Annotated in this window: 22 protein-coding genes; 4 read left to right on the top strand and 18 right to left on the bottom strand. The window is 40.4% G+C overall.

Going from position 1 to position 25,595, the window contains the following annotated elements; genetic code table 11:
• Position 1: 1 nt before the first annotated feature.
• The 4 genes from ABT310_RS07195 to ABT310_RS07210 all read right to left on the bottom strand — a co-directional run bounded on the left by ABT310_RS07195 (position 2) and on the right by ABT310_RS07210 (position 5,444).
• Positions 2-1,027, bottom strand: a complete 1,026-nt coding sequence (locus ABT310_RS07195; protein ID WP_375326064.1) for a glycoside hydrolase family 130 protein — start codon at positions 1,025-1,027, stop codon at positions 2-4.
• An 86-nt stretch (positions 1,028-1,113) separates the two neighbouring features.
• Positions 1,114-1,830, bottom strand: coding sequence for a DUF6503 family protein (locus tag ABT310_RS07200; RefSeq protein ID WP_375326065.1), 717 nt, complete (start codon positions 1,828-1,830; stop codon positions 1,114-1,116).
• Positions 1,831-1,865: 35 nt separating this feature from the next.
• Positions 1,866-4,160, bottom strand: coding sequence for an inorganic phosphate transporter (locus ABT310_RS07205; protein ID WP_375326066.1), 2,295 nt, complete (start codon positions 4,158-4,160; stop codon positions 1,866-1,868).
• 75 nt (positions 4,161-4,235) lie between these two features.
• Positions 4,236-5,444 (bottom strand): porin, encoded by a 1,209-nt coding sequence (locus ABT310_RS07210; RefSeq protein ID WP_375326067.1) that lies wholly within the window; start codon positions 5,442-5,444, stop codon positions 4,236-4,238.
• 326 nt (positions 5,445-5,770) lie between these two features.
• Between ABT310_RS07210 and dgt the strand changes: the two genes are divergently transcribed.
• Complete coding sequence (gene dgt, locus ABT310_RS07215; RefSeq protein WP_375326068.1) at positions 5,771-7,129, top strand: dGTP triphosphohydrolase; 1,359 nt, start codon at positions 5,771-5,773, stop codon at positions 7,127-7,129.
• On the opposite strand, the gene ABT310_RS07220 is transcribed toward dgt, so the two are convergent.
• Together ABT310_RS07220 and dxs are read right to left on the bottom strand one after the other, a co-directional pair.
• Positions 7,126-8,181, bottom strand: a complete 1,056-nt coding sequence (locus ABT310_RS07220) for a DUF3078 domain-containing protein (protein ID WP_375326069.1) — start codon at positions 8,179-8,181, stop codon at positions 7,126-7,128. The two genes, dgt and ABT310_RS07220, sit on opposite strands and share 4 nt — an antisense overlap.
• The gene (gene dxs, locus ABT310_RS07225) at positions 8,172-9,965 is read right to left on the bottom strand and encodes a 1-deoxy-D-xylulose-5-phosphate synthase (RefSeq protein ID WP_375326070.1); all 1,794 of its coding nucleotides are present in this window, start codon (positions 9,963-9,965) and stop codon (positions 8,172-8,174) included. The genes ABT310_RS07220 and dxs overlap by 10 nt, the downstream gene beginning before the upstream one ends.
• Positions 9,966-10,029: 64 nt before the next feature.
• Between dxs and ABT310_RS07230 the strand changes: the two genes are divergently transcribed.
• Positions 10,030-10,482: a nucleoside deaminase gene (locus tag ABT310_RS07230; RefSeq protein WP_375326071.1), complete on the top strand. Its 453-nt coding sequence runs from the start codon at positions 10,030-10,032 to the stop codon at positions 10,480-10,482.
• 51 nt (positions 10,483-10,533) lie between these two features.
• Here ABT310_RS07230 and ABT310_RS07235 read toward each other — a convergent pair whose 3' ends face one another.
• The 4 genes from ABT310_RS07235 to aspS form a co-directional block, all read right to left on the bottom strand.
• Positions 10,534-10,725 (bottom strand): cold-shock protein, encoded by a 192-nt coding sequence (locus ABT310_RS07235; protein ID WP_375326072.1) that lies wholly within the window; start codon positions 10,723-10,725, stop codon positions 10,534-10,536.
• Between the two features lie 83 nt (positions 10,726-10,808).
• The gene (locus ABT310_RS07240; RefSeq protein ID WP_375326073.1) at positions 10,809-11,069 is read right to left on the bottom strand and encodes a hypothetical protein; all 261 of its coding nucleotides are present in this window, start codon (positions 11,067-11,069) and stop codon (positions 10,809-10,811) included.
• Positions 11,066-12,850 carry a chloride channel protein gene (locus ABT310_RS07245; RefSeq protein WP_375326074.1) on the bottom strand — a complete coding sequence of 595 codons (1,785 nt, stop codon included), beginning with the start codon at positions 12,848-12,850 and terminating at the stop codon, positions 11,066-11,068. The genes ABT310_RS07240 and ABT310_RS07245 overlap by 4 nt, the downstream gene beginning before the upstream one ends.
• Before the next feature lie 60 nt (positions 12,851-12,910).
• Positions 12,911-14,659: an aspartate--tRNA ligase gene (gene aspS / locus ABT310_RS07250; RefSeq protein WP_375326075.1), complete on the bottom strand. Its 1,749-nt coding sequence runs from the start codon at positions 14,657-14,659 to the stop codon at positions 12,911-12,913.
• A 375-nt stretch (positions 14,660-15,034) separates the two neighbouring features.
• Here aspS and ABT310_RS07255 point away from each other — a divergent pair, with 375 nt between their 5' ends.
• A complete protein-coding gene (locus ABT310_RS07255) occupies positions 15,035-15,385 on the top strand; it encodes a toxin-antitoxin system YwqK family antitoxin (RefSeq protein WP_375326076.1) in 351 nt (116 codons plus the stop codon).
• 72 nt (positions 15,386-15,457) lie between these two features.
• On the opposite strand, the gene ABT310_RS07260 is transcribed toward ABT310_RS07255, so the two are convergent.
• From ABT310_RS07260 to ABT310_RS07290, 7 genes are all read right to left on the bottom strand, one after another.
• Entirely contained in the window at positions 15,458-18,952 is a 3,495-nt protein-coding gene (locus ABT310_RS07260; RefSeq protein ID WP_375326077.1) for an efflux RND transporter permease subunit, read from the bottom strand.
• A 9-nt stretch (positions 18,953-18,961) separates the two neighbouring features.
• A complete protein-coding gene (locus ABT310_RS07265) occupies positions 18,962-20,146 on the bottom strand; it encodes an efflux RND transporter periplasmic adaptor subunit (RefSeq protein WP_375326078.1) in 1,185 nt (394 codons plus the stop codon).
• A 22-nt stretch (positions 20,147-20,168) separates the two neighbouring features.
• On the bottom strand, positions 20,169-21,500 hold the full coding sequence (locus ABT310_RS07270) for a TolC family protein (RefSeq protein WP_375326079.1): 1,332 nt from the start codon (positions 21,498-21,500) through the stop codon (positions 20,169-20,171).
• Positions 21,501-22,106 (bottom strand): TetR/AcrR family transcriptional regulator, encoded by a 606-nt coding sequence (locus ABT310_RS07275; RefSeq protein WP_375326080.1) that lies wholly within the window; start codon positions 22,104-22,106, stop codon positions 21,501-21,503.
• Positions 22,107-22,195: 89 nt separating this feature from the next.
• The gene (locus ABT310_RS07280) at positions 22,196-22,336 is read right to left on the bottom strand and encodes a hypothetical protein (protein WP_375326081.1); all 141 of its coding nucleotides are present in this window, start codon (positions 22,334-22,336) and stop codon (positions 22,196-22,198) included.
• Positions 22,320-22,748: a hypothetical protein gene (locus ABT310_RS07285; RefSeq protein WP_375326082.1), complete on the bottom strand. Its 429-nt coding sequence runs from the start codon at positions 22,746-22,748 to the stop codon at positions 22,320-22,322. The genes ABT310_RS07280 and ABT310_RS07285 overlap by 17 nt, the downstream gene beginning before the upstream one ends.
• Positions 22,738-23,286: an RNA polymerase sigma factor gene (locus tag ABT310_RS07290; protein ID WP_375326083.1), complete on the bottom strand. Its 549-nt coding sequence runs from the start codon at positions 23,284-23,286 to the stop codon at positions 22,738-22,740. Before ABT310_RS07290 ends, ABT310_RS07285 begins: the two co-directional genes overlap by 11 nt.
• A 178-nt stretch (positions 23,287-23,464) precedes the next feature.
• On the opposite strand from ABT310_RS07290, the gene ABT310_RS07295 reads away from it, so the two are divergent.
• On the top strand, positions 23,465-24,448 hold the full coding sequence (locus tag ABT310_RS07295; protein WP_375326084.1) for a polyprenyl synthetase family protein: 984 nt from the start codon (positions 23,465-23,467) through the stop codon (positions 24,446-24,448).
• Here ABT310_RS07295 and ABT310_RS07300 read toward each other — a convergent pair.
• Positions 24,445-25,587: a lycopene cyclase family protein gene (locus ABT310_RS07300; RefSeq protein ID WP_375326085.1), complete on the bottom strand. Its 1,143-nt coding sequence runs from the start codon at positions 25,585-25,587 to the stop codon at positions 24,445-24,447. The genes ABT310_RS07295 and ABT310_RS07300 overlap by 4 nt on opposite strands.
• Positions 25,588-25,595 lie beyond the last annotated feature (8 nt).

Genomic DNA, 25,595 nt, shown 5'->3' on the forward strand with positions numbered 1-25,595 from the left:
CTTATGGTTTAAAGGTGACCAAACCTACCATGCTGTCGGCGGTTCCGTAGTACAGATGCCAAACATTATTGAAAAACACCAATCCTTCCAAGAAGGTAGTTCCGTCTTTATATTGTCCGGATTTTTCAAAAGGCAATTTAGGTTGTATGAACGGCTCTTTGGTTCTATCCAACAATTTCCACGGTTCTTTGACATCAAAAAGAGCCTGTCCTCCAGTATAAATTCGGTTTCCCAATTCTTTTACTCCAATATTTTGGGAATTTCCGGCATTGTAGAGCACAACAATACCTTTGTCCGTAAGTAGGGGAGGTGGACCTGCTTCAACCAGCCAAGAATCAAAATAGCCTGGTCTTGGACTTAATACTGGGGCCAGTTTGCTTTCGTGGGTTTCAAGCGGAGTCCAATCAATCATATTGGTTGAGGAGGCCAACCAAACGTGCGGAACTCCATAATACATCCAATAGCGACCATTGATTTTGGCGGCAACCAACTTTCCGTTTTTAAGTGTAGTAACGATTGCCCCAGATTTGGTTTCATTTTTATGGTATAGACCATCCTTGTAGTTTTTGAATACAGGACCGTGTTTCTCCCAATGTACTAAATCTTTTGAGGTGGCAACGGCCAACTTAGGAACTTCACGGTTCCATTGGGTATAGGTGAGAACGTAAAGTCCACCTTCGGTCTCAACAATTCTTGGGTCCTCTACACCGCCGGGCCATTCATTTACTTTTTGTTCGTCGGATGCTGGATAAAAAACAGGTCGTGGCCATTTGGTGTATGTTGAACCATCGGATGTCGTCGCCATTCCAATCCGGGAACGGTGTCCACCTATTTCTTTTTCCCCCAGTTTTTCTTCGGCACGGTACAACACATAAATGGAATCACCTTTAATAATTGCAGCTGGATTAAATGTGGCCATGGATTCCCAATGAACTATCTCGCCAGTAATTGGATCTTTAAAGGAGGATGCTCCATCTTTTTGTAAAATGGGTTGGGCATTTTCAGGTCGAACAAATGGACCTAACATCCAATCTTTTTCCTTTGTTTGGGAACATAAACTGGCGCAGAAAAACAAAAAAAGTAAAGAGTGAAAAGTTATTTTACCCATTAGTATTATATTTTGTTCAAGGTATCCGTTCCCAAATATTTGTTGTCCTTGTTCATATACCAAGCACGTGTCTTGCGCATTTTAATCCCATTGATTTCTTCAAGACCTTCAAGAAGGATGTATTCCCCATCATTTTTACTCTTATCATGGTAAAATTGATAGATTTCCATTGCATAGGTGCTAGGGTCAAAATAGAAGTACCATTCGTCTTTCCCCACTTCGGCATCATATGTAACATTCAATACCAAATATGATTTGCCGTTAAAGGACTTCTTTTGCACTTTAGGATTCAATTGGGTACCAGGATCGTGTAACTTCATGGGCAACCCATAAAGGTAGGTGTAGTAATCTTTCATAAAATTGCCCCGCTCACAGGTCAATCTCATTTTTTCTTTATCCTCATCTGAAAAATCTTCGCTACCATTCAAGGTGATGACACAAGAATTATCGGTGATTTGAAAGTGAGAGGTATTACCGCCCTGTTGCACGGTAAGATTAAATACTTGTTTTGGAAAATCGACCTGAATAGTGCTTATCCGCTCTGGTCGATTGGGAGTGGTCATGGTAACCTTAAAAGTGGCTTGAAGACTTTCCCAATGGCCCTGTGGGTCATGATAGGCAATGGCTTTTTCCAAAACTTGCTCGGCAGTTTCTTGTTGCGCATGCAAGTTTTGGAAATGAACCAATACTAAAAGAAGTATAAAAAGTAGCTGTTTTTTCATTTCGGAAGTTTTACCGAAATGAAAGATACCATTTTTTATTTCTTTTCAATCTTAGCTGGAGCTATGGTGCTATCGTGTTCAGCGTAGTATAGTTCCAATAAATTCAACATAGCAGTTATTAAATCCCTTGTTTCCAACAATAAGGAGAAGTAAAGGGTGGTGTTTTTAGGACTGGATTCTTCAGTTCTGGTCCTCGCTACCTGCTTGTCAATTTTTTGGGAAACCAAATCGTAAAGTTCTTGCTTGGAATTTAAGATCATTCCTATTTGCTCAAAAGACCTTTCGTCGAATGCCTTTTGGGTGCGGTTGAAAATATCTTCCAGTTTTTGGTCAATTTCCTTAAGCTCCTTGATTTGGTTGTACTTGAGTTTTTTGTGATTGTTGTGTACGTGGTTATGACTCACTTTTCCAATATATTCCAATGATTGGGACATATCAGTCAGGTGACCCATAATATTGATGTAGAAGTTACTCGCACCCACATGGGCTTCATCCAAATTCTTGATGAAATAGAACGTATGCTCCCTTAGGTCTTCTATTTCCAAGGACAATTTGTTGCCCTGCTTTTTGTTCTTCTTTAAAAAGTCGAGGTCATGCTTGGCCAATCCGTTGATGGAATTGGTGTAAATTTTGTTGCTTCTTTTTACCACGCTGGAAATGTTGGCAGCGGTTTCTTCAATCACCCCTTGAATAGAGCTGCTCTCAGCTCTTCTCAATTGGTCCTCAACCCTGATTTCCTTTGATTTTTTGTTGTAAGAAATGTAGTTTCTCACCAAAAGGAGTACGGCAGCAAACAACAAGATTGCAATGGCAGCTCCTTTACCAAAGCTGATAAGGGAAAGGATAACCCCAGAGGCGATAAATGCAATAATCGCAGTGCTGAACCACCCGGCAATTACGTTAAGTACTCCAGCCACCCTGTAAACAGCACTTTCAGCACCCCAAGCTCTATCGGCCAAAGAAGTACCCATGGCCACCATAAAAGTTACGTATGTAGTGGACAGTGGCAGTTTGTATGATGTGGCTATGGAAATCAAAATACCGGCAACCATTAAGTTTACCGAAGCACGAATCATATCAAAAGCAGGCAACTGCAAAGTTTTGTCTTTTGATAAGGTGATCACGGGCTTTTGAAATCTTTTGTCTACAGCATTTTTTAAAGAATTTGGTGCTGCATTGGATACCCAAGTGGATAGGCCAATGGAAAATCGCACCAAACTTCTTGAAAGGTAATTTGGTTGGAACTTTTCTTTGGCTTCACCCTCTCTCGACAAGTTAATTTCGGTATCGGCAACATATCGCGCTTTTTTGGACCACCAAAGTGTGGCTACCATAATCATTCCCGAAATAAAAAGTAAGAAAGTAGGTGTTTCCACTTTTGACGACAACACTTCCATACTAAATTCTGAAGCTGGAAGACCTGAAGCACTCCAAGCTTCATAGGATTGCCATGCTGCAATGGGTACACCGATAAAGTTTACCAAATCGTTTCCGGCAAAGGCCAATGCTAGAGCAAAGGTTCCAACACCGATAATCAATTTGTAAATGTTTGTTTTTGCAAATTGAATAAGAATGTAGGAGATGATTGCCCAAATGGCAAAATTGATTAGGATTACCTCGTAAACCTTGGTTTCTAGAAAATCCTTAATGGTAATACCACCGATTAGGGCATATTCTTGATCGGCAAAAGGGGTTCCCTTAATACCCTTGATCAATATGAAATAAGTAATTGCAGATAGAGCAATTCCTCCAAAGATGGCACCTGTCCATTTTGGTTTTTTCTGAAAATCGTAGGACAACAGCAATCGCGAAACCCACTGAACAAATGCCCCAATGGTAAATGCTATGACCACCGAAGAAAGGATACCCACTATTATTTCAATGGCCTTATCGGTATTGATGTAGTTGATAACATCGGTAAAGCTTCCGTTAGCCGTTCCAATTTTAATCAGCGCCATGGCTACGGCTGCCCCCAATAAGTTGAATACAATGGATACCGTTGTTGAGGTAGGCATTCCCAAAGTATTAAAGAAATCGAGCAATAAAATATCAGTGATCATCACGGCCATGAAAATGAACATGATCTCATCGAAATAAAATTCGCCCGGATTGAATATTCCTTTTCTGGCCACTTCCATAAGTCCACTTGAGAAAATAGCTCCACAAGCAATACCTATACTGGCAACAATCATAATAGTTCTAAAAGAAATAGCTTTTGAACCGATTGCGGAATTAAGAAAGTTCACCGCATCATTACTCACACCTACAACAAGATCTGCAATGGCCAGGGCTGCCAAAGCAACCATAATTAGAAAGTAAATATTATCCATGATTATAAAAATCCAAAAAATTTGTCAAATATCTAGAGATTGGTACTCGATAAAGTTATGTAAAGGTTATCTTTTTTAAAGATGAACTTCCAGTTGCAATCTATACATTAATTGATTGGCTCCCTGTTCTTCTGTCAAATAACTAAAATCGGTTTGTACTTTAAGTTGATGACCAACGATATATTTTGAAAGTCCCAGTGTGTATTGGTTCACTGGGTTTTTGCCAGTAATGTCCGTGTCCAGGTTGATGTTGGTGTACCTTGCCGATACCTCCCAATTAGAATCAAATAAATAACCGGTCTGTAGGTTCAAGGCATTACCAACCTGTACTACATCACCCGTAAGTGATCCATCGGAATTTTTCGCAAAGGGATCCTCCGCATTTCGGTTGGCATATTCACCCATTAGTGAAAATCCATTGTATTTGAACATCATATCTACAAATACGGTAGAAATGTCCGTTGAATATAGTCCCAAGTCATTTTCCATATAAGCACCCATGTTACTCCTGTTTCTTACAGCTCCCTTGTTCATGTCATAGGTAAAGGCCATCATAAGTTTAGGAGTAATTTCCCGATCCAAATCGGAAGATATATACCCTCCTTTTGATTTAAAGTTCCCAAAAGGCAGTAGCTCTAAACGCCCAGTATATTGGTGCCCTCCTTCGTTTCCTGTGGTCACGTTTCTTCCTTCACCTTGCGACACTGCTATTTTTTCGCGAATAAGTGCCTTTTTACCAACTTTTATATGGTGCCTTAATTGAAATCCCATGTCACGATCAATATTGAACCTACTATTTAGCAATGAGCGATCCACTTGCTGAAGGTTTCCAGAAGAAATAACACGTTCAATGTTTCCTGGCAGTTTTGTTTGGCCGAACCAAAGCACAAAATTCTCATAGAAATTCCATTTCACAACAGCATCCAATATATACCTTGGAGTATCGCCAGTATATTGTGATGCTCCTGAGATGTCCCTGTTGGATAATCCCAACTCAATTTTATATACCAATTTTGGGGAATGGACAAATCCATCGAACTTTAAACGTGCCCTACGAACCAAAAAATTTTGTTCGGGGTTCCCGAAAGTTTCACCGTTGGCATCGTCCCAATTGGCAATGGCCAAAAGCTGCATTCTTGCACCAATTTTAGCGGTCCAACTGCTGTCTTTGCCAACAATATTAAAAAGTCCTTTTCCGAAGGTTGTGGGGGAACTTGTTTGGGAAAATGAAAAATGAGACCCAACAAGAAGAAACCCAATAAGGGTTAACTTTTTGAAATTCATTACAGTACTAGTTTTTGTCGCTGCAAAGAACAAAAAGCAATGTTAAGTTAGTGTTTCTTCTATGTTATGATTTGTGTTAAAATCAGACAAAAAAAGAGCTACCTTTTTAAGGTAGCTCATGGATTCCGAAGAATAAGTCGACAAAAACTAATATCTGAATCGAAAATCCTTAATTAATTTTCAAAAATCATCTATGTTGATGATGTTTACGTAATCTAAAAATTAAGGAATCATTAAAATTTTGGGATAACGTTCAATTCTGGCACAAGATTATTTAATGTTTGAGCTTGCCAAACCAACGGCGTATATTGCGCCAATAGTAAAATATGAACTGGGAACAACGACTATCTTTAAAACGACAGGGCGACACCTCTAAGCGCTTGAGAACGGAACAAAATGAGACCCGTTTGGGGTTTGAGGTGGATTACGACCGTATTATATTTTCATCTGCGTTTAGAAGTTTGCAAGACAAGACACAGGTGTTTCCTATGCCCATTGCCGTGGGCTCCCAAAAGAATTTTGTACATACCCGACTCACCCATAGTTTGGAGGTTTCCGTAGTCGGTCGTAGCCTTGGACGAAGTGCAGGTCAGCAAATTATTTCCAAATATCCCTATTTGAGTGAGGTGCACGGCTATCATTTTAATGATTTCGGAGCCATTGTTGCCGCAGCCGCCTTGGCACACGATATTGGCAACCCACCCTTTGGTCATAGTGGTGAAAAGGCAATTGGCAACTATTTTAAACAAGGAAACGGCCTAAAATATAAAGAGCAACTTACTGCAGAAGAGTTTCAGGATTTGATTGATTTTGAGGGAAATGCTAATGGCTTCAAGTTGTTGACGGAATCTAGGGCCGGTGTGCCTGGCGGACTTCGATTAAGTTATGCCACATTGGGCGCCTTTATGAAATATCCCAAAGGATCATTGCCCAAAAAACCATCCAAGAACATAGCGGATAAAAAGTTTGGTTTTTTTCAATCTGAAAAAGAATTCTTTTTGGAAGTGGCCGATGAAATAGGTTTGTTGCCCAATCCGAGTCATCCAAAAACAGGATTTTTAAGACACCCACTTACCTATTTGGTGGAGGCGGCCGATGATATCTGCTACACCATTATTGATTTTGAAGACGGTATCAATTTGGGGTTGATTCCCGAAGAATATGCGTTGGAATACTTGATCAATTTGGTGAAGGAAAATATCAACACCAAAAAGTACAACGCCATGACCCATTCCAGTGATCGATTGAGTTATTTAAGGGCTTTGGCAATTAGCACCTTGATCAAGGATGCCGTAGAGGTTTTTGTAAAGAATGAGGATAAGATTTTGAACGGTACTTTTGATGCTGCGCTTTTAGATAAAGGAAAGTATCAGGCTCAGGTGGAGGACATCATCAAACTAAGTGTCGAAAAAATTTACCAATCCCAAGATGTGGTGGATAAAGAATTGGCAGGATACCGAATTATTTCCGATTTATTGGAAATGTATACGACAGCTTTGGTCAATTCAAAAAATGAAATCGACACCAACTACGACCGATTGTTGATTAAAAGTTTGCCGGAAAATTACCGCAATTTTAATGTTCCGTTATATCAAATTTTGCTCGATACCAGTTGTTTTGTAGCTAGCTTATCGGATAGTGCAGCAGTGCATATCCACGATAAATTAACCGGTAGAATGATTTAAAAATTGTAGAGTAGGCCCACGCCCAAAAGTTGTTTAAACTGGATTCGTGGCTCTCCAGGGTCTATGATCAATCCTGTGTCATCCACTACCTCATCAAACTTAATGTCATCATCATAAATAAGATGGGTGCCAATATTGGCTGTGAGAAACTTGTTCACTTTCAAGTTGAAATTCATTTGCCAATCCACATCTATATTTCCAAAACTCCGCACATAGTCGGTATAGAGGTTTATCCGATGGTCAAGGACCACATTGGTAAAGATTTCATGTTCCCATGTGTTGGTGATCAAAAAACCAAGTTCCACAAAGGTGTTTTTCCCTCGTTCCACACCAAATGCCCCTTGATTGGATAAGCGCTCATCAAAAACAAAGGTCGACTTTAGGGTGGCAGGTGAGATGTACAGGTTAAACTTGTCGTTGGGAATGTATGAGGTACCCATACCTGAAAAGAGATATCCTGGTGACATGAATTTGGATATTGGATTTTCACGGTCGGGATATTTATAACCATTGGAAAACTGTGTGTTGAAGTTCATTTTAACCGAATAGTACCATTTGGTAATGGTATCGTTCCTAAAACTCAAAGTGGTGGACAATCGTAATTGATCATCTGTTTTCCGCAGCTTTCTCCCTTCTTGCGCATTGAGTCCGTACCGCATCTGGGCCTCATTGTTCCAACTCAGGTATCGGAATTTATAATTTCGAACAAATTTGAAACTCGCCAATGCTGAAACTGAATTATCACCCCCTGCGTTCCAGTTGACAAAGGCAACTTCATTGATGTTCAGCCCAAATTCATTTACTTTTTTCCAAAAAGAGGTGGGTTTAAATCGACGGTACCACTTGCTTACGGGTTTTACTCGATTAAGTACCGTTCTTGGGTCGGTAAGTTTGGCACTTCGCACCGGGTATTTAAGCTTTACCTCCTTTATGCGAACCACTTTGAATCCAGCATCGGTACTATCGGGTTCAAAAACTTTTAAACGGGTAATTTGAGCGTTGGCGGAAAAGCAAACGAAAAGGAATAGTATTAGAAAAAAACTTATTCGCATTGGTTTGTGGTTGATTGTATGAAAGTTTTTAGGGTATCAAAATCTATACCAGCTATTTTATGGGTCTCATTTATAGTGCCGTGAGCAATAAATTCATCGGGGATTCCAAAAATTTTAATTGGTTTGGTAAAGCCTTCTTCGTTCGCAAATTCAAGAATTGCAGAACCAAAACCACCTATCTTACATCCATCTTCAACAGTAATAATATGATCATACTTTTCAAAAATAGTACGAAGCATATTCCTATCCAATGGTTTTACAAAGCGCATATCGTAGTGGCCAATATCCTCATTTTTTTGCAACGATGCGATGATGTTTTCAACCTCATTTCCGATGTGACCTATGGTCAAGAGAGCAATTTTGGAACCTTCTTTTAGGCAAATACCTGTGCCCAACTCAATAGGTTGAAAATCTTTGCGCCAATTTATGGTAACACCTCGACCTCTGGGATACCTTATGGCTATTGGAGTTTGCAATCCTATTTGTGCAGTGTACATGATGTTTCGCAATTCCATTTCGTTCCTTGGGGCAAAAACAATCATATTTGGAATACACCGCAAATAGGCGAGATCGAAAACGCCATGATGTGTTGGGCCATCTTGACCAACCAAACCAGCACGGTCCAAGCAAAAGATTACAGGTAGCTTTTGCAACGCTACATCGTGGATCACTTGATCATACGCGCGCTGCAAAAAGGTGGAGTAAATATTACAAAAAGGGATCAAGCCTTGGGTGGCCATTCCCGCAGCAAGGGTAACAGCGTGTTGCTCGGCAATTCCCACATCAAATGCCCTTTCTGGAATTTGGTCCATCATCAATTTAAGGGAACTACCCGTTGGCATGGCAGGGGTGATACCCACAATTTTATCATTTTTTTGTGCCAATTCCACAAGGGTTTGCCCAAATACTTCTTGATATTTTGGAGGTTCGTTAGAGCTGTTTTTTTTAAGACGTTCCCCTGTCTTTTTATCAAACTTGCCAGGAGCGTGATACACCACCTGGTCTTCTTCAGCTTTTTTTAACCCTTTGCCTTTTGTGGTAATAATGTGCAACAATTTTGGCCCTCGAACATGTTTCAATCGTTCCAATTCTGCAACTAAGGCTGTTACATTATGTCCATCAATGGGTCCTGAATAATTGAGGTTGAGGCATTCAAAGATGTTTTCATCCTTTGCAGTGCCCTTTTTTACATTGGTAAGGTATTTTTTGAGAGCTCCGACACTGGGGTCAATCCCAATGGCATTATCATTTAGAATGATAAGTGCATTCACATCAGTAACCCCTAAATGGTTCAGGCCTTCAAAGGCCATGCCACTGGCAATGGATGCGTCACCCACGACAGCAATATGCTGTTTGTTTACATCTCCACTTAATTTTGAGGCCATGGCCATTCCCAAAATCGCCGAAATGGCTGTTGAACTGTGTCCGGTTCCAAAATCATCGTAAACACTTTCACTTCTTTTTGGAAAACCACTGATACCTCCTAATTGACGGTTGGTTTCAAAAATATCCTTTCGTCCAGTCAATATTTTGTGCCCATAGGCTTGGTGGCCTACATCCCAAATGAGTTTGTCGTGGGGCGTATTAAAAACATGATGGAGTGCAATGGTGAGTTCCACGACTCCAAGACTCGCTCCAAGATGACCTTCTTTGGTGGAAACAATATCAATTATAAATTCCCGAAGTTCTTGGGCAAGTTGAGGCAGCTCATCCAAGGTCAATTTTTTGAGGTCTTCGGGGGAATTGATATGTGCCAGTAGATTTTCCAAGAAATAAAAAAACAAAAGTATCGATTATCCCCATAATTATTTATGCTTAGCTTAGCGAATACATGAATTTTGAATAGTAATGGTGGAGAATCCCTTTGATGACACATATTTTATGAAGAAGGCCTTGCAAGAGGCCGAGATTGCTTTTGAAAATGGAGAGGTGCCCGTGGGTGCGGTTATTGTGGCGAACAATAGGATCATAGGTAGGGCACATAATCTTACGGAAAGATTACATGATGTTACGGCCCATGCCGAAATGCAAGCAATTACGGCGGCCTCTAATTTTTTGGGTGGAAAGTACCTAAAAGGTTGTACCCTTTATGTGACTTTGGAGCCTTGCCAAATGTGTGCAGGGGCATTGTATTGGAGTCAAATATCTAAAGTGGTGTACGGTGCGGCAGATTTGGAACGTGGGTTCAATGTAATGGGGGGACATTTACACCCAAAAACCGAAGTGGTGAGTGGTATTTTAGAAAATGAATCTTCGGAAATGCTAAAGCGATTCTTCATTCAACGAAGGAACTTAAATTAAAAAAACCCCGGCTAGCCGGGGTTTGGATCAAATCAAAATAAAATATTTTTATCAGATTACCTGCACTTTTGCAGCAACCACTCCTTTTCTTCCTTCTTCTTCTACGTATTCTACTTTGTCGCCTTCGTTCAATTCTACTCCGTTCAATGCTGTAACATGAACAAAGATGTCTTTTCCTGTGTCGTCGTTAGTAATGAACCCGAATCCTTTGGATTCATTGAAAAATTTTACTGTACCAGTCATTAAAATAATATAAAAATGTTAAAACACTAAAGTATACTATTTTATTGGCGGTCGTATAAAATGTAGATTAAAACTTTTGAAAATTATTGATTTTCAGGCTTTTTGCGCTCCTTTTCTTGCATTTTGGCAATATTTTCTTTGGTTAACATGTAATCTTTCATGTTTTTACCCTTGCTCTCTTTGTAAAGAAACAGGGGCATGGCAATAAGAAATAAGCCTATAGTTCCCCCGCCAATAAATTTTGGCGCCAAAGAATCACCTTCTTCAAGATTAAAGCCATAAATTATTGAGGCAAAGGATGCTAAGGTGATTAAGATCACAATATATTTTAGCTTTATTTTCATTGGGAATAATTGATCAATTTTCTGCGATAGGCTGTGAGCATTTTGGATTTTGAAATAAATCCCTCGTATTTTCCATTCTTGATGACGGGTAGATTCCAAGCGCCGCTATCCTGAAATTTCTTCATCACCGTTTTCATGTTGTCCGTTTCGTAGAAGATAACCTCTGGCGGTGCATGCATCAAATTTTTAACAAATACGGTGTCATAAATTTCGGTGTCGAACATCATCGAACGAATGTCATCTAACACGATTATGCCAATCAACTTTTTGTCATCATCCAGCACTGGAAATAAATTTCTTTTGGATTTGGATACGGATTGGTGCAGCATTTCGCCCAAGGACATTTTCGGATGCACAGCTCTAAAGTTCTTTTCGATAACATCGTCCATTTCCATTAGACCCAGTACCATTTGGTCTTTGTTATGGGATAAAAGGGCACCAATTTTCGCCAATTCTTTGGTATAAATCGTATAATCCAAGGCGTTTTTGGTAATTAAATAGGAGATGGAGGCGGTAATCATCAGGGGTACAAAAAGCTGGTAGCCTCCAGTGATTTCTGCTATAAGGAATATGGCGGTTAAGGGAGCATGGATCACCCCTGCAATTAGTCCTGCCATTCCGATGAGGGTAAAGTTACTTTCAGATACCGAAAAACCCAATCCCAAGTTGTTAATGACTTTGGCAACCACATTTCCCAAAGCACTGCCCATAACCATGGTGGGGATAAATACTCCACCTGCACCCCCAGCACCAATGGTAGTGGTCATTGCAATGGCCTTGAAAATGGTAATCCCGAACAAAAGGGCGATGACCACCCAAATGTTATCGGTAAAGTTGTCGAATGGAGTGGTGCCCAACGCTTTTAAATGGTCCCCATCCAACAGGTTATTGATAAAACCGAATCCTTCTCCGTAGAGTGGGGGAATGGCATATAGCATAATTCCTATGGCTATTCCGCCTACCAATAGTTTGTATTTAGGACTTTTCAATTTTTTAAAAAGTGCAAGGATGGCAAAATACATTTTGGTAAAATAAATGGAAGCAAAACCGGTTCCTACACCTAACAAAATGTAAAATGCGGTATCCTTTAATTGAAACCCTTCTGAAAGTGAAAAACTGAACAGAGTTTCATTTCCTAGAAAGAAATAGGATGTCAACACCCCTGCGATGGATGCCAAAAGAAGAGGGAGCATGGAGATCATGGTCAAATCCAACGTAAATACTTCCACGGCAAAAATAATGGCTGCAATCGGGGATTGAAATATGGACGCGATGGCTCCAGCTGATGCACAAGCGACCAAAAGAGTGCGTGTTTTTGCATCAATATGAAAAAGTCTACTTAAGTTGGAACTCACGGCCGAACCCGATTTTACCGCTGGGCCCAACAATCCCACCGAACCACCAAAACCAACCGTAAGTGGAGCGGTGATTAATGGGGTGTAAATATCCTTGAGTTTTAGTAATCCCCGTTTCTTGGAGAGTGAAAATATAATAGAAGAAACGGCATGTTGTAAGGGCTCCTTGTGTACGAATTTCACGTAGAGGTACACCAGGGTAAGTCCGATGGTGGGCAAAATAAAAAACAATTGGTTCTCGGAAGAAACAATACCACTTTTTAAAAGGGATTCAATAAAATAGGTGCTGTTTTTTACGGTGACCGCGACCAATCCCGCTAAAAACCCAACAATAAGACTCATTACCTGAATAAAAGTCCTATTGGAGATATTTCTATATCGCCATTTTAGAAAACGGGTGAGCAGTTTTTTTTGGTTTAAGGCCATCGATGTCGGTGATGCTCTTAAAAGTATTAAAAAATCCCGCTACATGGCGGGATGTGTTTTTTAGAGGTCTAATTTTAAATGTAGCTCTTTCAATTGCTCATCGTCAATGTTAGCTGGAGCATCTATCATTACATCTCTTCCACTATTGTTTTTTGGGAATGCGATAAAGTCACGAATGGTTTCTTGTCCACCCAAAATAGATACCAGTCTGTCCAAGCCAAACGCGATTCCGCCGTGTGGCGGTGCTCCGTATTGGAAAGCATCCATTAAAAAGCCGAACTGGGCCTTGGCTTCTTCTGGGGTAAAGCCCAAATGTTTGAACATGGTCGCCTGGGTTTCTTTATCGTGGATACGGATGGAACCGCCGCCGATTTCATTTCCATTCAACACCAAATCATAAGCGTTGGCCTTTACGGCTCCAGGGTCAGATTCCAAAAGTTCCAATTGACCGGGCTTTGGTGAGGTAAAAGGGTGGTGCATGGCGTGATAGTTGCCAGTTTCCTCATCCAATTCCAATAATGGGAAATCAATGACCCAAAGGGGGGCAAATTCATCGGATTTTCTAAGTCCTAATCGAGTTGCCAATTCCATGCGCAAAGCACTTAGTTGAGCCCTAGTTTGGTTGACAGGCCCTGAAAGCACACAAATAAGGTCTCCAGCCTGGGCTCCGGTAAGCTCGGCCCACTGGGCCAAATCTTCTTGGTCGTAAAATTTATCCACGGAAGATTTATAAGAACCATCGTCATTACATTTTACATAGACCATGCCTTTGGCACCTACTTGAGGTCTTTTTACCCAGTCAATCAAGGCATCAATTTCTTTTCGGGTGTAAGATGCGGCTCCGGGAACTGCGATACCCACTACCAACTCGGCAGTGTTGAACACATTAAAGTCTTTATGTTGGGCCACCTCATTCAATTCGCCAAACTGCATTCCAAAACGGATGTCGGGTTTGTCGTTTCCGTACAATCGCATCGCGTCATCAAAGGTCATTCTTGGGAATTCTTCCACTTCCACACCTTTAATTTCTTTTAAAAGATGCTTGGTCAACCCTTCAAAAGTGTTCAATATATCTTCTTGCTCCACAAAGGCCATTTCGCAGTCAATCTGGGTAAATTCCGGTTGTCTATCGGCCCTTAGGTCTTCATCCCTGAAACATTTTACAATCTGGAAATACTTGTCCATTCCACCTACCATCAACAATTGCTTAAAGGTCTGTGGAGATTGCGGAAGTGCGTAGAACTGCCCTTCGTTCATGCGACTGGGTACCAAAAAGTCTCTTGCGCCTTCAGGAGTGGATTTGATCAGGTACGGGGTCTCTACATCAATAAAACCTTGATCCGATAGATACTTGCGCACCTCCATGGATACTTTGTGCCTAAAGATGAGGTTGTTTTTTACGGGATTTCTTCGAATATCCAGATAACGATATTTCATTCGAATATCTTCCCCGCCATCGGTTTCATCTTCAATAGTAAAGGGAGGAAGTTTGGATTCGTTCAAAATATTTAGCTCACTCACCAATACTTCAATGTCACCTGTGGGAATGTTGGGGTTCTTGGAGGCGCGTTCGATCACTTCTCCTTTTACTTGGATTACGGTTTCACGACCTAGTTCCCTCGCTTTTTCCATGAGCCCCTTGCTGGTACGCTCCTCGTCAAAAACCAATTGAACAATGCCATATCGGTCACGAAGGTCTACCCAGGCCACAAAGCCTTTGTCCCTAAGTTTATGAACCCATCCACTTAAAATTACTTCCGAACCAATATCCGATGCCCTTAACGCACCACAAGTGTTACTTCTGTACATGATGTTTTTAATGAGAGGGCAAATTTAAGAGTAATCCCATTATTAATCGTCAGATAATGCCAATTTCTCTGCTTACTTCCTATTTGGTGAAGGAAGAAATCCAAACTAGCTGTCAAATGTTATGATTAACTAACTGAAGGTTAACATAGAATTTACAAATGTTCCGATTTTGAGGTCGATTTAAGGATAAAATTGTCGATATAATGCTATTTTTAGTGTTAAACAATAAAATATAAACACCTAAAAATAAGATAAATACGGGTTTAATGTTAATTCAAAGTAAACTAAAGGTTATATAAATGTGTTTTCAACGTAAAATTTAAGTATCTTTGATTCGTTATCCTATTAGTATTAATGATTTAAACCCCTAATAAAATGAAGAAAGCAGTATTTTTTGTTGCGCTGATGTTTACGGCTTTTATGTCTGCACAAGATGTAAAACCAACTTATGAGAAGAAGGGAAAAATGGTAAAAGCAACCTATTATCACGATAACGGAGAAATAGCCCAAACAGGGACGATGATGAATGGTAAGTTGCACGGAGATTGGTACATGTTTGATGCCAATGGAAAAAAAATAGCATCTGGACAATATGATAATGGTGTAAAGACCGGAAAATGGTTTTTCTGGAAAGAAGATGTATTGCGTGAAGTTGACTTTACCGATAACCGCATCGCAAGCGTAAAAGACTGGAGCCAAGGCGAAGTTGTCTCGGTAAACCAGTAAATTAAATCAGTGTTTAAGAAAAAAGCCCCGACCAAATGGTCGGGGCTTTTTTTGTTCAGTTAACTGATAATCTTACTTTGTTATCACTTCGGGAGTTGGATCTGTGGATCTCCAGTTTTTGATTCTGATCTTAAGTCTGTAGGTAATATTGAACAGTACCGGAACAATGATCAGGGTCAAGAAGGTGGCCACGATCAGTCCAAAGATTACGGTCCAAGCCAATGGTCCCCAGAAAATCACATTATCACCTCCCATATAAATTTGGGCATCAAAATCAGAGAACAGTCCCACAAAGTTGATGTTCAATCCTATCGCAAGAGGTATCAATCCCAAAACTGTAGTGATTGCCGTTAACAATACAGGACGTAACCGTGCCTTTCCTGCTTTAATGATCACATCGGTAACTTCTTCATTGTTCAACAGCTCGTCATCAGAAATTCCAATCTCCACCTTTTTACGATCTATTAGAATTTGTGCATAATCCAACAGCACCACACCATTGTTTACCACAATTCCCGCCAAGGATATAATCCCCATCATGGTCATCATGATCACGAAAGGCCATCCAGTAACGATCAACCCGCCAAATACCCCGATAAAACTCAAGAAAATGGCAATCATGATTATGGTTGGTTTGGACACACCACCAAATTGGAAAATCAAAATAAGCATGATCAAGCCAAGTCCTAAAAAGAAGGCACTGATCAAGAACGCCATTTGCTTGTTCTGTTCTTCAATCTGACCCGTGTAATCGATTTTTACACCTTGGGGTAGCCCTTTGAACTCCTGCATTTCATTCTGAATTTCGGCTACAATGGCAGCTGCGTCGGTAAATCCAGGCTTTAAGGCAGAATAAACCGTTACCACACGTTTGGTGTCCACGTGTTTAATGGCACTAAAAGAGGAGGTGTTTCTTTGGGTTGCCACTGTTGAAACAGGAATCTCCTTGATCTGTCCATTCGAAGGATCTCTAAAAATGATATTTTGATTGAAAAGAGCACTAGTGTTGTACCTCAAGTCTTGATTAAAACGAACGTTTATATCGTAATCCTCCCCATCTTTTTTATAGATTCCGGCCTTGTCACCAAAAATTGATCTACGAAGCTGTTGTCCAACTTGACCTACGGATACACCAAGTTCACCAGCCTTTGCCCTATCCACTTGTACCTGCATACCGGGTTTGCTCTTGTTTACATCTACTTTCAACTCCTCAATTCCAGCAATGTTTTTACTATTGATGAAGTTGCGCATACGTTCGGCGGTGCTGATCAAGGTATCGTAGTTCTGACCCTCTATTTCTATATTGATAGGGTATCCTGCAGGGGGCCCAACAGCATCTTTTTCAACGGAAATGGTTACACCCGGGAATACACCAGTTAACGTATCTTGAATTTTTAGACGTAGTTCTTCTGTATCAAGACCGTTTCGGTATTTGTACTCGCGCATGGAGAGCGTAATTTTACCTCTATGTGGCATTTCCGCTGCCGAACCTCCTTCGGTAAATGGGTTTTCTGCCCCTTTACCAACTTGGGAAACACTGGATTCTACCAAATAATTAAAATCTCCATCATTATACATACTCCTATCCGCAACAGCGTATACCCTTTCTTCAATACGTTTGGTAATGGCATTCGTCTTATCGATATCGGTTCCCTGTGGATACTCGATATACACATAAATCTCGTTCGGGGTGTTGTCGGGGAAGAATTCCACTTTGGTTCGCTGTGTCCCTAATGACATTCCAAAGAAAACGAAGGCTAAAATCAACAAAATAAAAGTAAGCCCAGAGTATAGGTATACATTCTTGCCTCGAAGTGCTTTTTTAAGCTGTTTTTCATAAAAATTCTCCAAGTTTACCAAACCTCTGGTCTGGAAACTTCTCGCCCATGGCTTTAAAAAGTATTTGTATAACCAGAACATTATGCCAATAACGATCATCAATGTTCCAAGGCCACGCATTTCACCTCCAACAATAAAGATGAAAATTCCGAGCACTCCGAGAATAATACTCAGTCGGATCAATTGTTTTTTGGTTAATTCTTTATCACCTACTTCCATAAATTGGGATACCAACATGGAGTTCATAAAAATGGCCACAAACAAGGATGAACCAAGCACAACAGATAAAGTGATTGGGAATAGGATCATAAAGTTCCCCATGATCCCAGGCCACGCGCCTAGAGGTATAAACGCAGCTACGGTAGTTGCTGTGGAGATGATGATAGGAATAGCAATTTCACCAATCCCTTTTTTGGCAGCTTCCTTACGGGACATACCTTCTTTCTCCATGAGTCGGTATACGTTTTCCACAACCACAACCCCGTTGTCCACCAACATACCCAATCCCATGATCAAACCAAAGAGAATCATGGTGTTCAAGGTATAGCCAAGCGCATTTAAGATCATAAATGACATAAACATGGACATTGGAATCGCGAAACCGACAAACAACGCATTTCTAAAGCCCAAAAAGAACATTAAAACAGTTACCACGAGGATGATTCCAAAGATGATGTTGTTCACCAAGTCATCCACCTGGTTAAGGGTTTTACTGGAAGAATCGTTCGCAATGGTAACCTGTAGGTCTTTTGGGAAATAGTTTTCTTTGGCCTCATCCACCAATCTGCGTATTTCATCGGCAGCTTCAACGGTGTTTTTCCCTGATCGCTTTTTTATATCCAGCATTACCACGGGGGAACCATGTTCCCTTGCGTACGTGGTTTTGTCTTCTTCCTTAAAAGAAACGGTGGCAATATCCCGAAGGTAGATCGCCCCATTTTCAGATTTAACCACAAAATCTCGTAGTTCTGCGGGATTTTCAATTTCCCCCATAATTCGGAGGGTCCTTCTTTGGCCGCTGGTCACCAAATTTCCTGCGGACATGGTCATGTTTCCGTTGGCAATGGCATTGATCACATCATCGAAATTCACTCTAGATGCCATCATTTTGTACACATCAACGGCGACTTCAACCTCACGCTCTTGTGCGCCTCGAATATCAACTTCCTTAATTTGCGGAAGGTCCTCTATCTCGTCCTCTAGATATTCGGCAAATTCCTTCAAACGTTCCACAGGATAATCCCCCGTAAGGTTTACGTTCATAATCGGAAAGGATTCCGCTAAATTCAGGTCAAAAACGTTGGGTTCAACTTTGGCACCGTTAAAAACAGGCCAATCTTCACTCGCTTTTTCTGAATCTACTTCATCCTTTACCTTTTGCTTTGCATATTGCACGGAAATGTCCTCGTCAAACTCCACCACAATCATGGAATAATCCTCTTGAGAGGTCGAGGTGACTTCCACCACATTGCTAATGTTTTTCAGCACATCTTCCAATTGATCCGTGACCAATCGCTCCATATCCTCGGCGGTGTTTCCGGGATAAATGGTACTTATATAAATTTTGGTTTCTTCCACCTCAGGGAAATCTTCCCGTGGCATGGCAAAATAGGCAGAAACACCTATGAGGAAGAACAGCCCGATCATCACATAGATCACAGAGGGATTGTCTATGGCCCATGATGAAAGGCGAAATTCTTTGTTTGCGTTCTTTTTAGCTTTTTCCATTTGGGTTGGTTAGTTTTTAGATGTTAGCGTTGAATCCAAAACTTGAACAGCCTGTCCTTCTCTAATGCTTCTAGCACCTTCCACAATTACTTTACTTCCTGCAGGAAGACCTTCAAGCACTTCTAAGTAATCTCCTTGGGTGGTGCCGGGCTGAATGATCACTTTTTTGGCTACCATACTTCCATTTTCATCGGTAATCACATAAACAAATTGCTCACCTTCGGCATTTTCAGAGACTACACTTTGCGGAATAAGAATGGCATTTTCATTGGTGTAATCGTTGATTCTCACCTTGGCCGTTAAATTGGGTTTTATGTGCCCATTGTTATTGGGGACAGGTATCTCGGCCTTAAAAGAACGGTTGCTGGGATTAATAAAGTTGCTGGTCTGGCGCACTTTAGTGGTAATGGTCTCCCCAAGTACTGGGAAATAAGCATTCACCATTTTTCCCACGGAAACGTTCGGCAAATGCGCTTCTGGTACTTCTACATCAATGTACATGTCCGATAGGTTCACAATTCTGAAAATTTCGGAACCAGGACCCGGACTAACCACTGTTCCTTGATCTTTGATCACATCATCAATAATTCCTGAAAATGGAGCACGAATGGATGATCGTTCCACTTGGCTTTCCAATTGCTTAACGGCACTTTCTTGGGCTTCGTAATTGGTTTTAGCCTGTAGGTATTGGATTTCGGAACCAATGTTTTGCTCCCAAAGTCTTTTTTGGCGCTCAAAAGTGGTTTTGCTCAAAGCTGCTTGGGTGCGCATTTGTGCCAATTGGCTGGATAAACCCCCATCGTCAATGGAGGCCAACAACTGTCCTTTACTTACTTTTTGGCCTTTCTCCACATAAATACGGTATAGGGTTCCCGACATTTCAGGATACACCAAAACGTTTTGGTCGGTTTTTACATCCCCCTGCAGTTCTAAAAAGTGTTGAAATTCTTGGGGTTGAACGGTAAGTACAGAAACCAAGGGTAAATTTGCGCTATTGTCCAATTCGGAAATGGCATCGTCCAATTGTTTTACCTGGTTTTCCAATGCTTTTAATTCGGCAGTCAAATCGTTCCGCTTTGCTCGTAAGGCATCCACATCCTTGCTGGCTAAGACATTCTCTATGGAATTGCTGCCCGATCCTCCACAAGAAGCTAGTACTGCCGCTATTAGGGTTATATATATTGCTTTTTTCATGACGTAATGGTTTCTACTTTGTTTATTGATTTAATATGTTCTCCAGTTCGGTTTTCCTAAGGATAACATCGACCATGGATTGTAAATATTCTTGCTGATTGGTATATAATTGGGTCTGTGCCTGTCTCAATTCAAAACTGGTGGCCAAACCTTCGGTATATTTGATTTCATTTTTCTTTTCGATACGCTCGGCGAGTTCCAAATTATCTTTGGACGTGCCGTACTGTTGAATCGCAAGGATGTAATCGCTTTTTGCGCGTTCCAATTGAAGGTTGATTTGTGCCTGCGTTTGGGTGAATTGGGTCTTTGCTTTTTCCAAAGCAATTTTGGCTCGTTGGGTGGTGGCACTTCTTCTTAAGGAACTAAAAATAGGAATATTCAGGTCAACCCCTAAAATCGAAGACCCGAACCATTGCTGACCGCTCCTAAAAAAGTTAAATTCGTTACTAAAGGAGTTTCCACCGTAGTTAACAAAGGCATTAAGCGTTGGCAGCGCATAACTTTTGGCCAATTTCAACTCCAACTCACGTTGTTGGTTTAGGTTTAAAGCCATTTTGTAATCCACGTTGTTCTCTATTTTGAATTCGGAGTCCAATAGTTGAAAATCAATTTGACTTTGGGTGAGATCATCCAGGTTTTCGGTCAATTCCGTAGGGGCGTCAATGGGAAGCCCTAGTACAAAATTCAGCATCTGAAGGGTGATTTTCTCCATGCGTCGCGCATTTTTGAGGTAATTTTCCATGCTGGAAAGGGTAATCTGTAATTGATCAACACTTTCTTCATCTCCTAATCCATTTTCATAGATACGCTTGGTTTCATATAGGTTTTGCTGAAGGGTATTCACATTTCGTTCAGAAATCTTAACACTTTCTTGCGCTAAAAGCACATTGCCATAGGCTTCAACTACAGACCTTCGAACATCCAGCTCGGTTTTCTCCTTACTGTTTTGACTATATTCTAAAAAGGTTTTGGTGGCCTGTACTCCCACAAGATAGGATCCATCAAAAATTTGTTGGGTTAAGGTGGCACTTGCCGACATGGATTGTGACTGACCAAAAACCACTTCTTGATATTCCCCTGGTTCGCCACCAAAAAATTCGGCCGGAATTTGGGAAACGGGCTGTTTCAATTGGTTTTGATAGTTAACAGCGCCATTAATTTGAGGTAGACCAGAGGCAATGGTTTCCCATTTTTGCTTTTGGGCATCGTCCAAGTCCCTATCTGCATTGATGGCATTATAGTTGTGCTCAAGGGCATATAAAATGGCCTGATTGAGGCTAAAGCTCGGAATAGTGTCCTGTGCCGAGACAAGGACAGGTAAAAGTAAGAGCAGGCTGATTAGTGTTTTTCGCATTTAATCTTGATTTGAATTGATGATTGAGTTGAGTATTTTTCTTCCTTTAGGGGTTACAATGCCCCTTAAGTGGTATTCCAAATAATAATCCAGAAGCTGACGTTGACTGAAGATTTCGGTAGGGAACAGTTTGGTGTTTTTAATGCTCATTACCCCTGAGAAATATATTCGGGAAACAAATTCTGGATTTAGGTTGTCTCTATAGATTTCCATTTCCATTCCTCTTCTAACATTTTTGGAAACACATTCATTGGTACATTCAAATTGAATTTCCATTAAGGACTTGAAGATTTTGGGATAGTATTTCTGTAACTGGTACAATGGCGATGATTTTTCATCCTTCATGTGCGTCAATACAAACTTTTTTATCTCGTAAAGCTCTTCAATAGGGTTTTTCTGTAAATCAATAATCTCATTGATACCACAGGTAATAAATTGTGACATGGTCATGGTAGATTTCTCCACCAATTCTGTTTTGTTCTTAAAATGGGAGTAAATCGTTTTTTTTGAAATTCCCATTTCTTGAGCAAGATCATCCATGGTAACGCTCTTAAAACCAAGGTTTAAGAACATTTCAGTTGCTTTTTGAATTATATTTTCCCTCATAATCAGCGGCAAATGTAGGCTAGGAAACTTTAAAAACAAAAAAAGTTTCCAAGGTTTTACAATTTTTTAACGAGGGCTTAATAGGTTGTTTATTGCTGTTTGTCTATTGGAAAATAATGCACGGGCTGTTCCTTATCAGCTCTGACTTTTATGGGGCCTAAATTCCAATAGAAAGGTCTGTTAAAGCGCAAAAAGCGTTCTTTCAAGGATGTTTTATTGTTCTTTATCATGATTTTCGTTTTTGATTTTTTCTATATAAGATTTAAAGGCTGTTTCACCTTCTTCTTCCCAAAATTGGTCGTAGTATTTCCATTCATTAAAATCTCTTCTCCAAGGCTTACAGGGATTGGACGATTTCATCTTCTTTTTATGACTGGAGCCTCCTTTGCTTTTTCCGCCACCACCACCAAAGCCGAATAACAGTTTAGCCAATATAAAAATGCCAAGTGCTTGCCAGTATGTTACTGTTCCAACACCAAACAGATCGGGCATTAACCAGTTCCATAGCCTCATTAATAGATAATTGGCCAATAGGAAAATAATGGTTCCCAAAATGATCATGGCAATGACCTTTACCACTTTTTTTACGGTGTGCTCCACTTTTTTTTCAACGACTCTTTCGAACTCTTGTTTATGTTCCATAATTCTGTGCTTTTATATTCTCTAATTTTTTGGAGAGCTCCGACATGGCGCGATGTCTATGCGACATTAAAGTGCCGGCCGGAATTCCTGTTTTTTCTGAAATTTGTTTATAAGTATAACCCTCAAAATCAATGGCAATGATAATGTCCCTAAAAGAAGGCTTAAGATCTTCCACTGCCGCCTTAAGGGCAGCTTCCATTTCTGGGGTATAGCTATTGTCCGCATCGCCGTAAAAGAACTCTGCAAACTCCTGCCATTGTTCGTCAATGTTTTCGCTAGGCAGGTTTTGCTCCTTTTTGCCGCGCATAATGTCAATGATCCGATTGCGAATGGCGCTGTACACAAATCCACCTATATTGGTGATGGGGATGGCATCATCCGTTCTGGAAAACACTCTCAAAGCAACATCCTGCACAATGTCCTCGGCATCTCTTTCCGAAGTATCCCTAATGCGTGACTGCACATAGCTTCGCAACGAGCCGTATTCCTCGTTGAAAAATTGGGATAGGTTATTTCGGTTTTCCGTTTTGGCCGACATTTTGTGCTTGACTGGTTGTTGTCTTCATTAATAGAGACGATGGAATCGGAATCCATTGCACTTTTAAGGAAACTTTTTTTAAAATTTCTCAGAATGACCAGGATTTTCATCTCTAAAAATTAAAGTATTCCGAGTAACGTTTATTTCATTTCGGTTTTTTGCATGTATTTTTGACTCCATGGCAGAATTCGATTTTATTAGTCAGTATAGGGATACATTTGTTACTTACCTTACCAATAAAGCACAATGGCAAGAGCCAAAAAACCTGTATGAACCTATTCGCTACATCTTGGATTTAGGGGGAAAGCGAATGCGTCCTGTGCTCACCTTGATGACTGCCGATATGTACGGAGCCAGAGTTGAAGATGCTTTGGATGCGGCTTTAGCGGTAGAAATGTTCCATAATTTTTCTTTGGTTCACGATGATATCATGGATGATGCACCATTACGTCGTGGTAAAGTTACCGTGCATGAAAAATGGGATGTGAACACGGGGATTCTTTCTGGAGATGCCATGTTGATTCTTTCATACCAATTTTTTGAAAGCTACCCAGCAGCATTGTATTTAGAACTTACCAAGTTGTTCAGTAAAACGGCACTGGAGGTGTGTGAAGGGCAGCAATACGATGTGGATTTTGAGACTCGTGACGATGTGACCATTCCCGAATACATTAAAATGATCGAGTACAAAACCTCCGTTTTGGTGGCTGCTGCTATGAAAATGGGTGCGCTTGTGGCCAATGCTTCACAAAAGGATGCAGATGCGATTTATGAATTTGGTCGAAACTTGGGTATTGCATTTCAATTACAAGATGATTATTTGGATGCCTTTGGTGATCTAAAAACGTTCGGAAAACAGGTTGGCGGAGATATTATGGAAAACAAAAAGACCTATCTATACTTAAAAGCCTTGGAAAAAGCGACGAAAGATGATCAGGACGGGTTGTTGCATTTGTATTCCATAAAACCAGCTGATGCAGACGCTAAAATTGAGGCGGTAAAAGCTATTTTTAAAGAGAGTGGTGCCGTGGATGTAACCAAAAAGGCCATTGAGAACTATACCCAGAAAGCATTCGATGTTTTGGATTCACTGGATTTGCCTTCAGCTAAAAAACAGCTTTTACAAACCTTTGGAGAATCATTGATGAATCGAACCGTTTAAAAGATTCGTTTTAAAAGTGCTTTGATAAACGGCATGGGTTTCGGAGCTATTACAATTTTGAATTCTTCCCATAAATTGGTCTCGTTCTCCAAGAATTTTAAAATTAAAGAGGCTTTTCTTCTTTTGAACATGGACTCAAAAATTTCGTGACCCAAATGATTGTTCTCGTATAAAATATCCAACAAAAGCATGTCGTAAAAAGTAAATCTGCTTTTTTGGTGGAATTGAGAAAGTGGTTTTCCAGTTTTCAAATATTCAACCAATTTAGGTACTTGTTGACTGGTATTGTAGAAGGTATATCCTGTACTCGGTTTTGCCCAGCCACCAGCAAGACCTATGTGAAAAACACGATTGGTATGGTTTTCATGGAAGGGATAACAAGTCATGGGAATACTGCCAAATTCAGTTTCTTCAATAGTATAATTAGTGTCTCCGTATTTCTCCGAAATATAAGTTTTAATAGCCTCCTCATATTCGCTTTTTTCTAATAGATGCTCCGAAAACAAGGTATATTCCACCAAGGCTTCGTTTTCTGAAGTTGGAAGCACATACATAAAGCGCGTGTTGCCTTTTTGGGGCACAGAAAAGTCCATAAAAGTAGCTTCTTCTGGATTAAATACCGACTGTTCGGTTTTTATTTTCCAGCCAACAAAATGTTGCTGCAAAACAGGGAATTCCTTTTGTTTTAAAGGGATGAAAGCATCATATAGACTGGAAAATACCGTTTGTCCTGAATATTTTTGGGTTGATGTAGTTACCAAAACCTCCTTTTCTAGTTCTTCGATGTCGAGAACTTCTTCTTGAGCCCAAGTGATGTTCGGGTGTGACTTTACCTTTGGTATATAGTGGTTGTAAAAGTCAATCCCTCGAAGCATTTTGTAGGTGTACGGTGCAATGGAAGTGGATTTTTGAAGCTGCTGTCCACCTACATAAATATGTTCCCAAGTTTTATGGGTCAAATTATCAAACCGGCCTTCACCAAGCTCCCAAAAACACCATGTACGATCGTTTTTAGATTTATTATCTTTATCCAACACCAAAATGGATTTGGAAGCAAAGAATTCATCCTTGCCCAAGGCATCGGCCAATAATAGTCCAGCAGCTCCTGCTCCTATAATGATGTAATCGTATTGAGACATGGTTTCAA

Origin of the sequence: Flagellimonas cixiensis, from assembly GCF_042134615.1 — a bacterium.
Classification (GTDB): domain Bacteria; phylum Bacteroidota; class Bacteroidia; order Flavobacteriales; family Flavobacteriaceae; genus Flagellimonas; species Flagellimonas cixiensis.

Coding starts and splice junctions, on each gene's coding strand:
- dgt (WP_375326068.1), top strand. CDS start 5,771: ATGAACTGGGAACAACGACTATCTTTAAAACGACAGGGCGACACCTCT.
- ABT310_RS07280 (WP_375326081.1), bottom strand. CDS start 22,336: ATGATAAAGAACAATAAAACATCCTTGAAAGAACGCTTTTTGCGCTTT.
- ABT310_RS07210 (WP_375326067.1), bottom strand. CDS start 5,444: ATGAATTTCAAAAAGTTAACCCTTATTGGGTTTCTTCTTGTTGGGTCT.
- ABT310_RS07260 (WP_375326077.1), bottom strand. CDS start 18,952: ATGGAAAAAGCTAAAAAGAACGCAAACAAAGAATTTCGCCTTTCATCA.
- ABT310_RS07255 (WP_375326076.1), top strand. CDS start 15,035: ATGAAGAAAGCAGTATTTTTTGTTGCGCTGATGTTTACGGCTTTTATG.
- ABT310_RS07220 (WP_375326069.1), bottom strand. CDS start 8,181: ATGCGAATAAGTTTTTTTCTAATACTATTCCTTTTCGTTTGCTTTTCC.
- ABT310_RS07200 (WP_375326065.1), bottom strand. CDS start 1,830: ATGAAAAAACAGCTACTTTTTATACTTCTTTTAGTATTGGTTCATTTC.
- ABT310_RS07300 (WP_375326085.1), bottom strand. CDS start 25,587: ATGTCTCAATACGATTACATCATTATAGGAGCAGGAGCTGCTGGACTA.
- ABT310_RS07205 (WP_375326066.1), bottom strand. CDS start 4,160: ATGGATAATATTTACTTTCTAATTATGGTTGCTTTGGCAGCCCTGGCC.
- ABT310_RS07235 (WP_375326072.1), bottom strand. CDS start 10,725: ATGACTGGTACAGTAAAATTTTTCAATGAATCCAAAGGATTCGGGTTC.
- ABT310_RS07195 (WP_375326064.1), bottom strand. CDS start 1,027: ATGTTAGGTCCATTTGTTCGACCTGAAAATGCCCAACCCATTTTACAA.
- aspS (WP_375326075.1), bottom strand. CDS start 14,659: ATGTACAGAAGTAACACTTGTGGTGCGTTAAGGGCATCGGATATTGGT.
- ABT310_RS07275 (WP_375326080.1), bottom strand. CDS start 22,106: ATGAGGGAAAATATAATTCAAAAAGCAACTGAAATGTTCTTAAACCTT.
- ABT310_RS07245 (WP_375326074.1), bottom strand. CDS start 12,850: ATGGCCTTAAACCAAAAAAAACTGCTCACCCGTTTTCTAAAATGGCGA.
- ABT310_RS07270 (WP_375326079.1), bottom strand. CDS start 21,500: ATGCGAAAAACACTAATCAGCCTGCTCTTACTTTTACCTGTCCTTGTC.
- ABT310_RS07295 (WP_375326084.1), top strand. CDS start 23,465: ATGGCAGAATTCGATTTTATTAGTCAGTATAGGGATACATTTGTTACT.
- ABT310_RS07230 (WP_375326071.1), top strand. CDS start 10,030: ATGGTGGAGAATCCCTTTGATGACACATATTTTATGAAGAAGGCCTTG.
- ABT310_RS07265 (WP_375326078.1), bottom strand. CDS start 20,146: ATGAAAAAAGCAATATATATAACCCTAATAGCGGCAGTACTAGCTTCT.
- ABT310_RS07290 (WP_375326083.1), bottom strand. CDS start 23,286: ATGTCGGCCAAAACGGAAAACCGAAATAACCTATCCCAATTTTTCAAC.
- ABT310_RS07240 (WP_375326073.1), bottom strand. CDS start 11,069: ATGAAAATAAAGCTAAAATATATTGTGATCTTAATCACCTTAGCATCC.
- ABT310_RS07285 (WP_375326082.1), bottom strand. CDS start 22,748: ATGGAACATAAACAAGAGTTCGAAAGAGTCGTTGAAAAAAAAGTGGAG.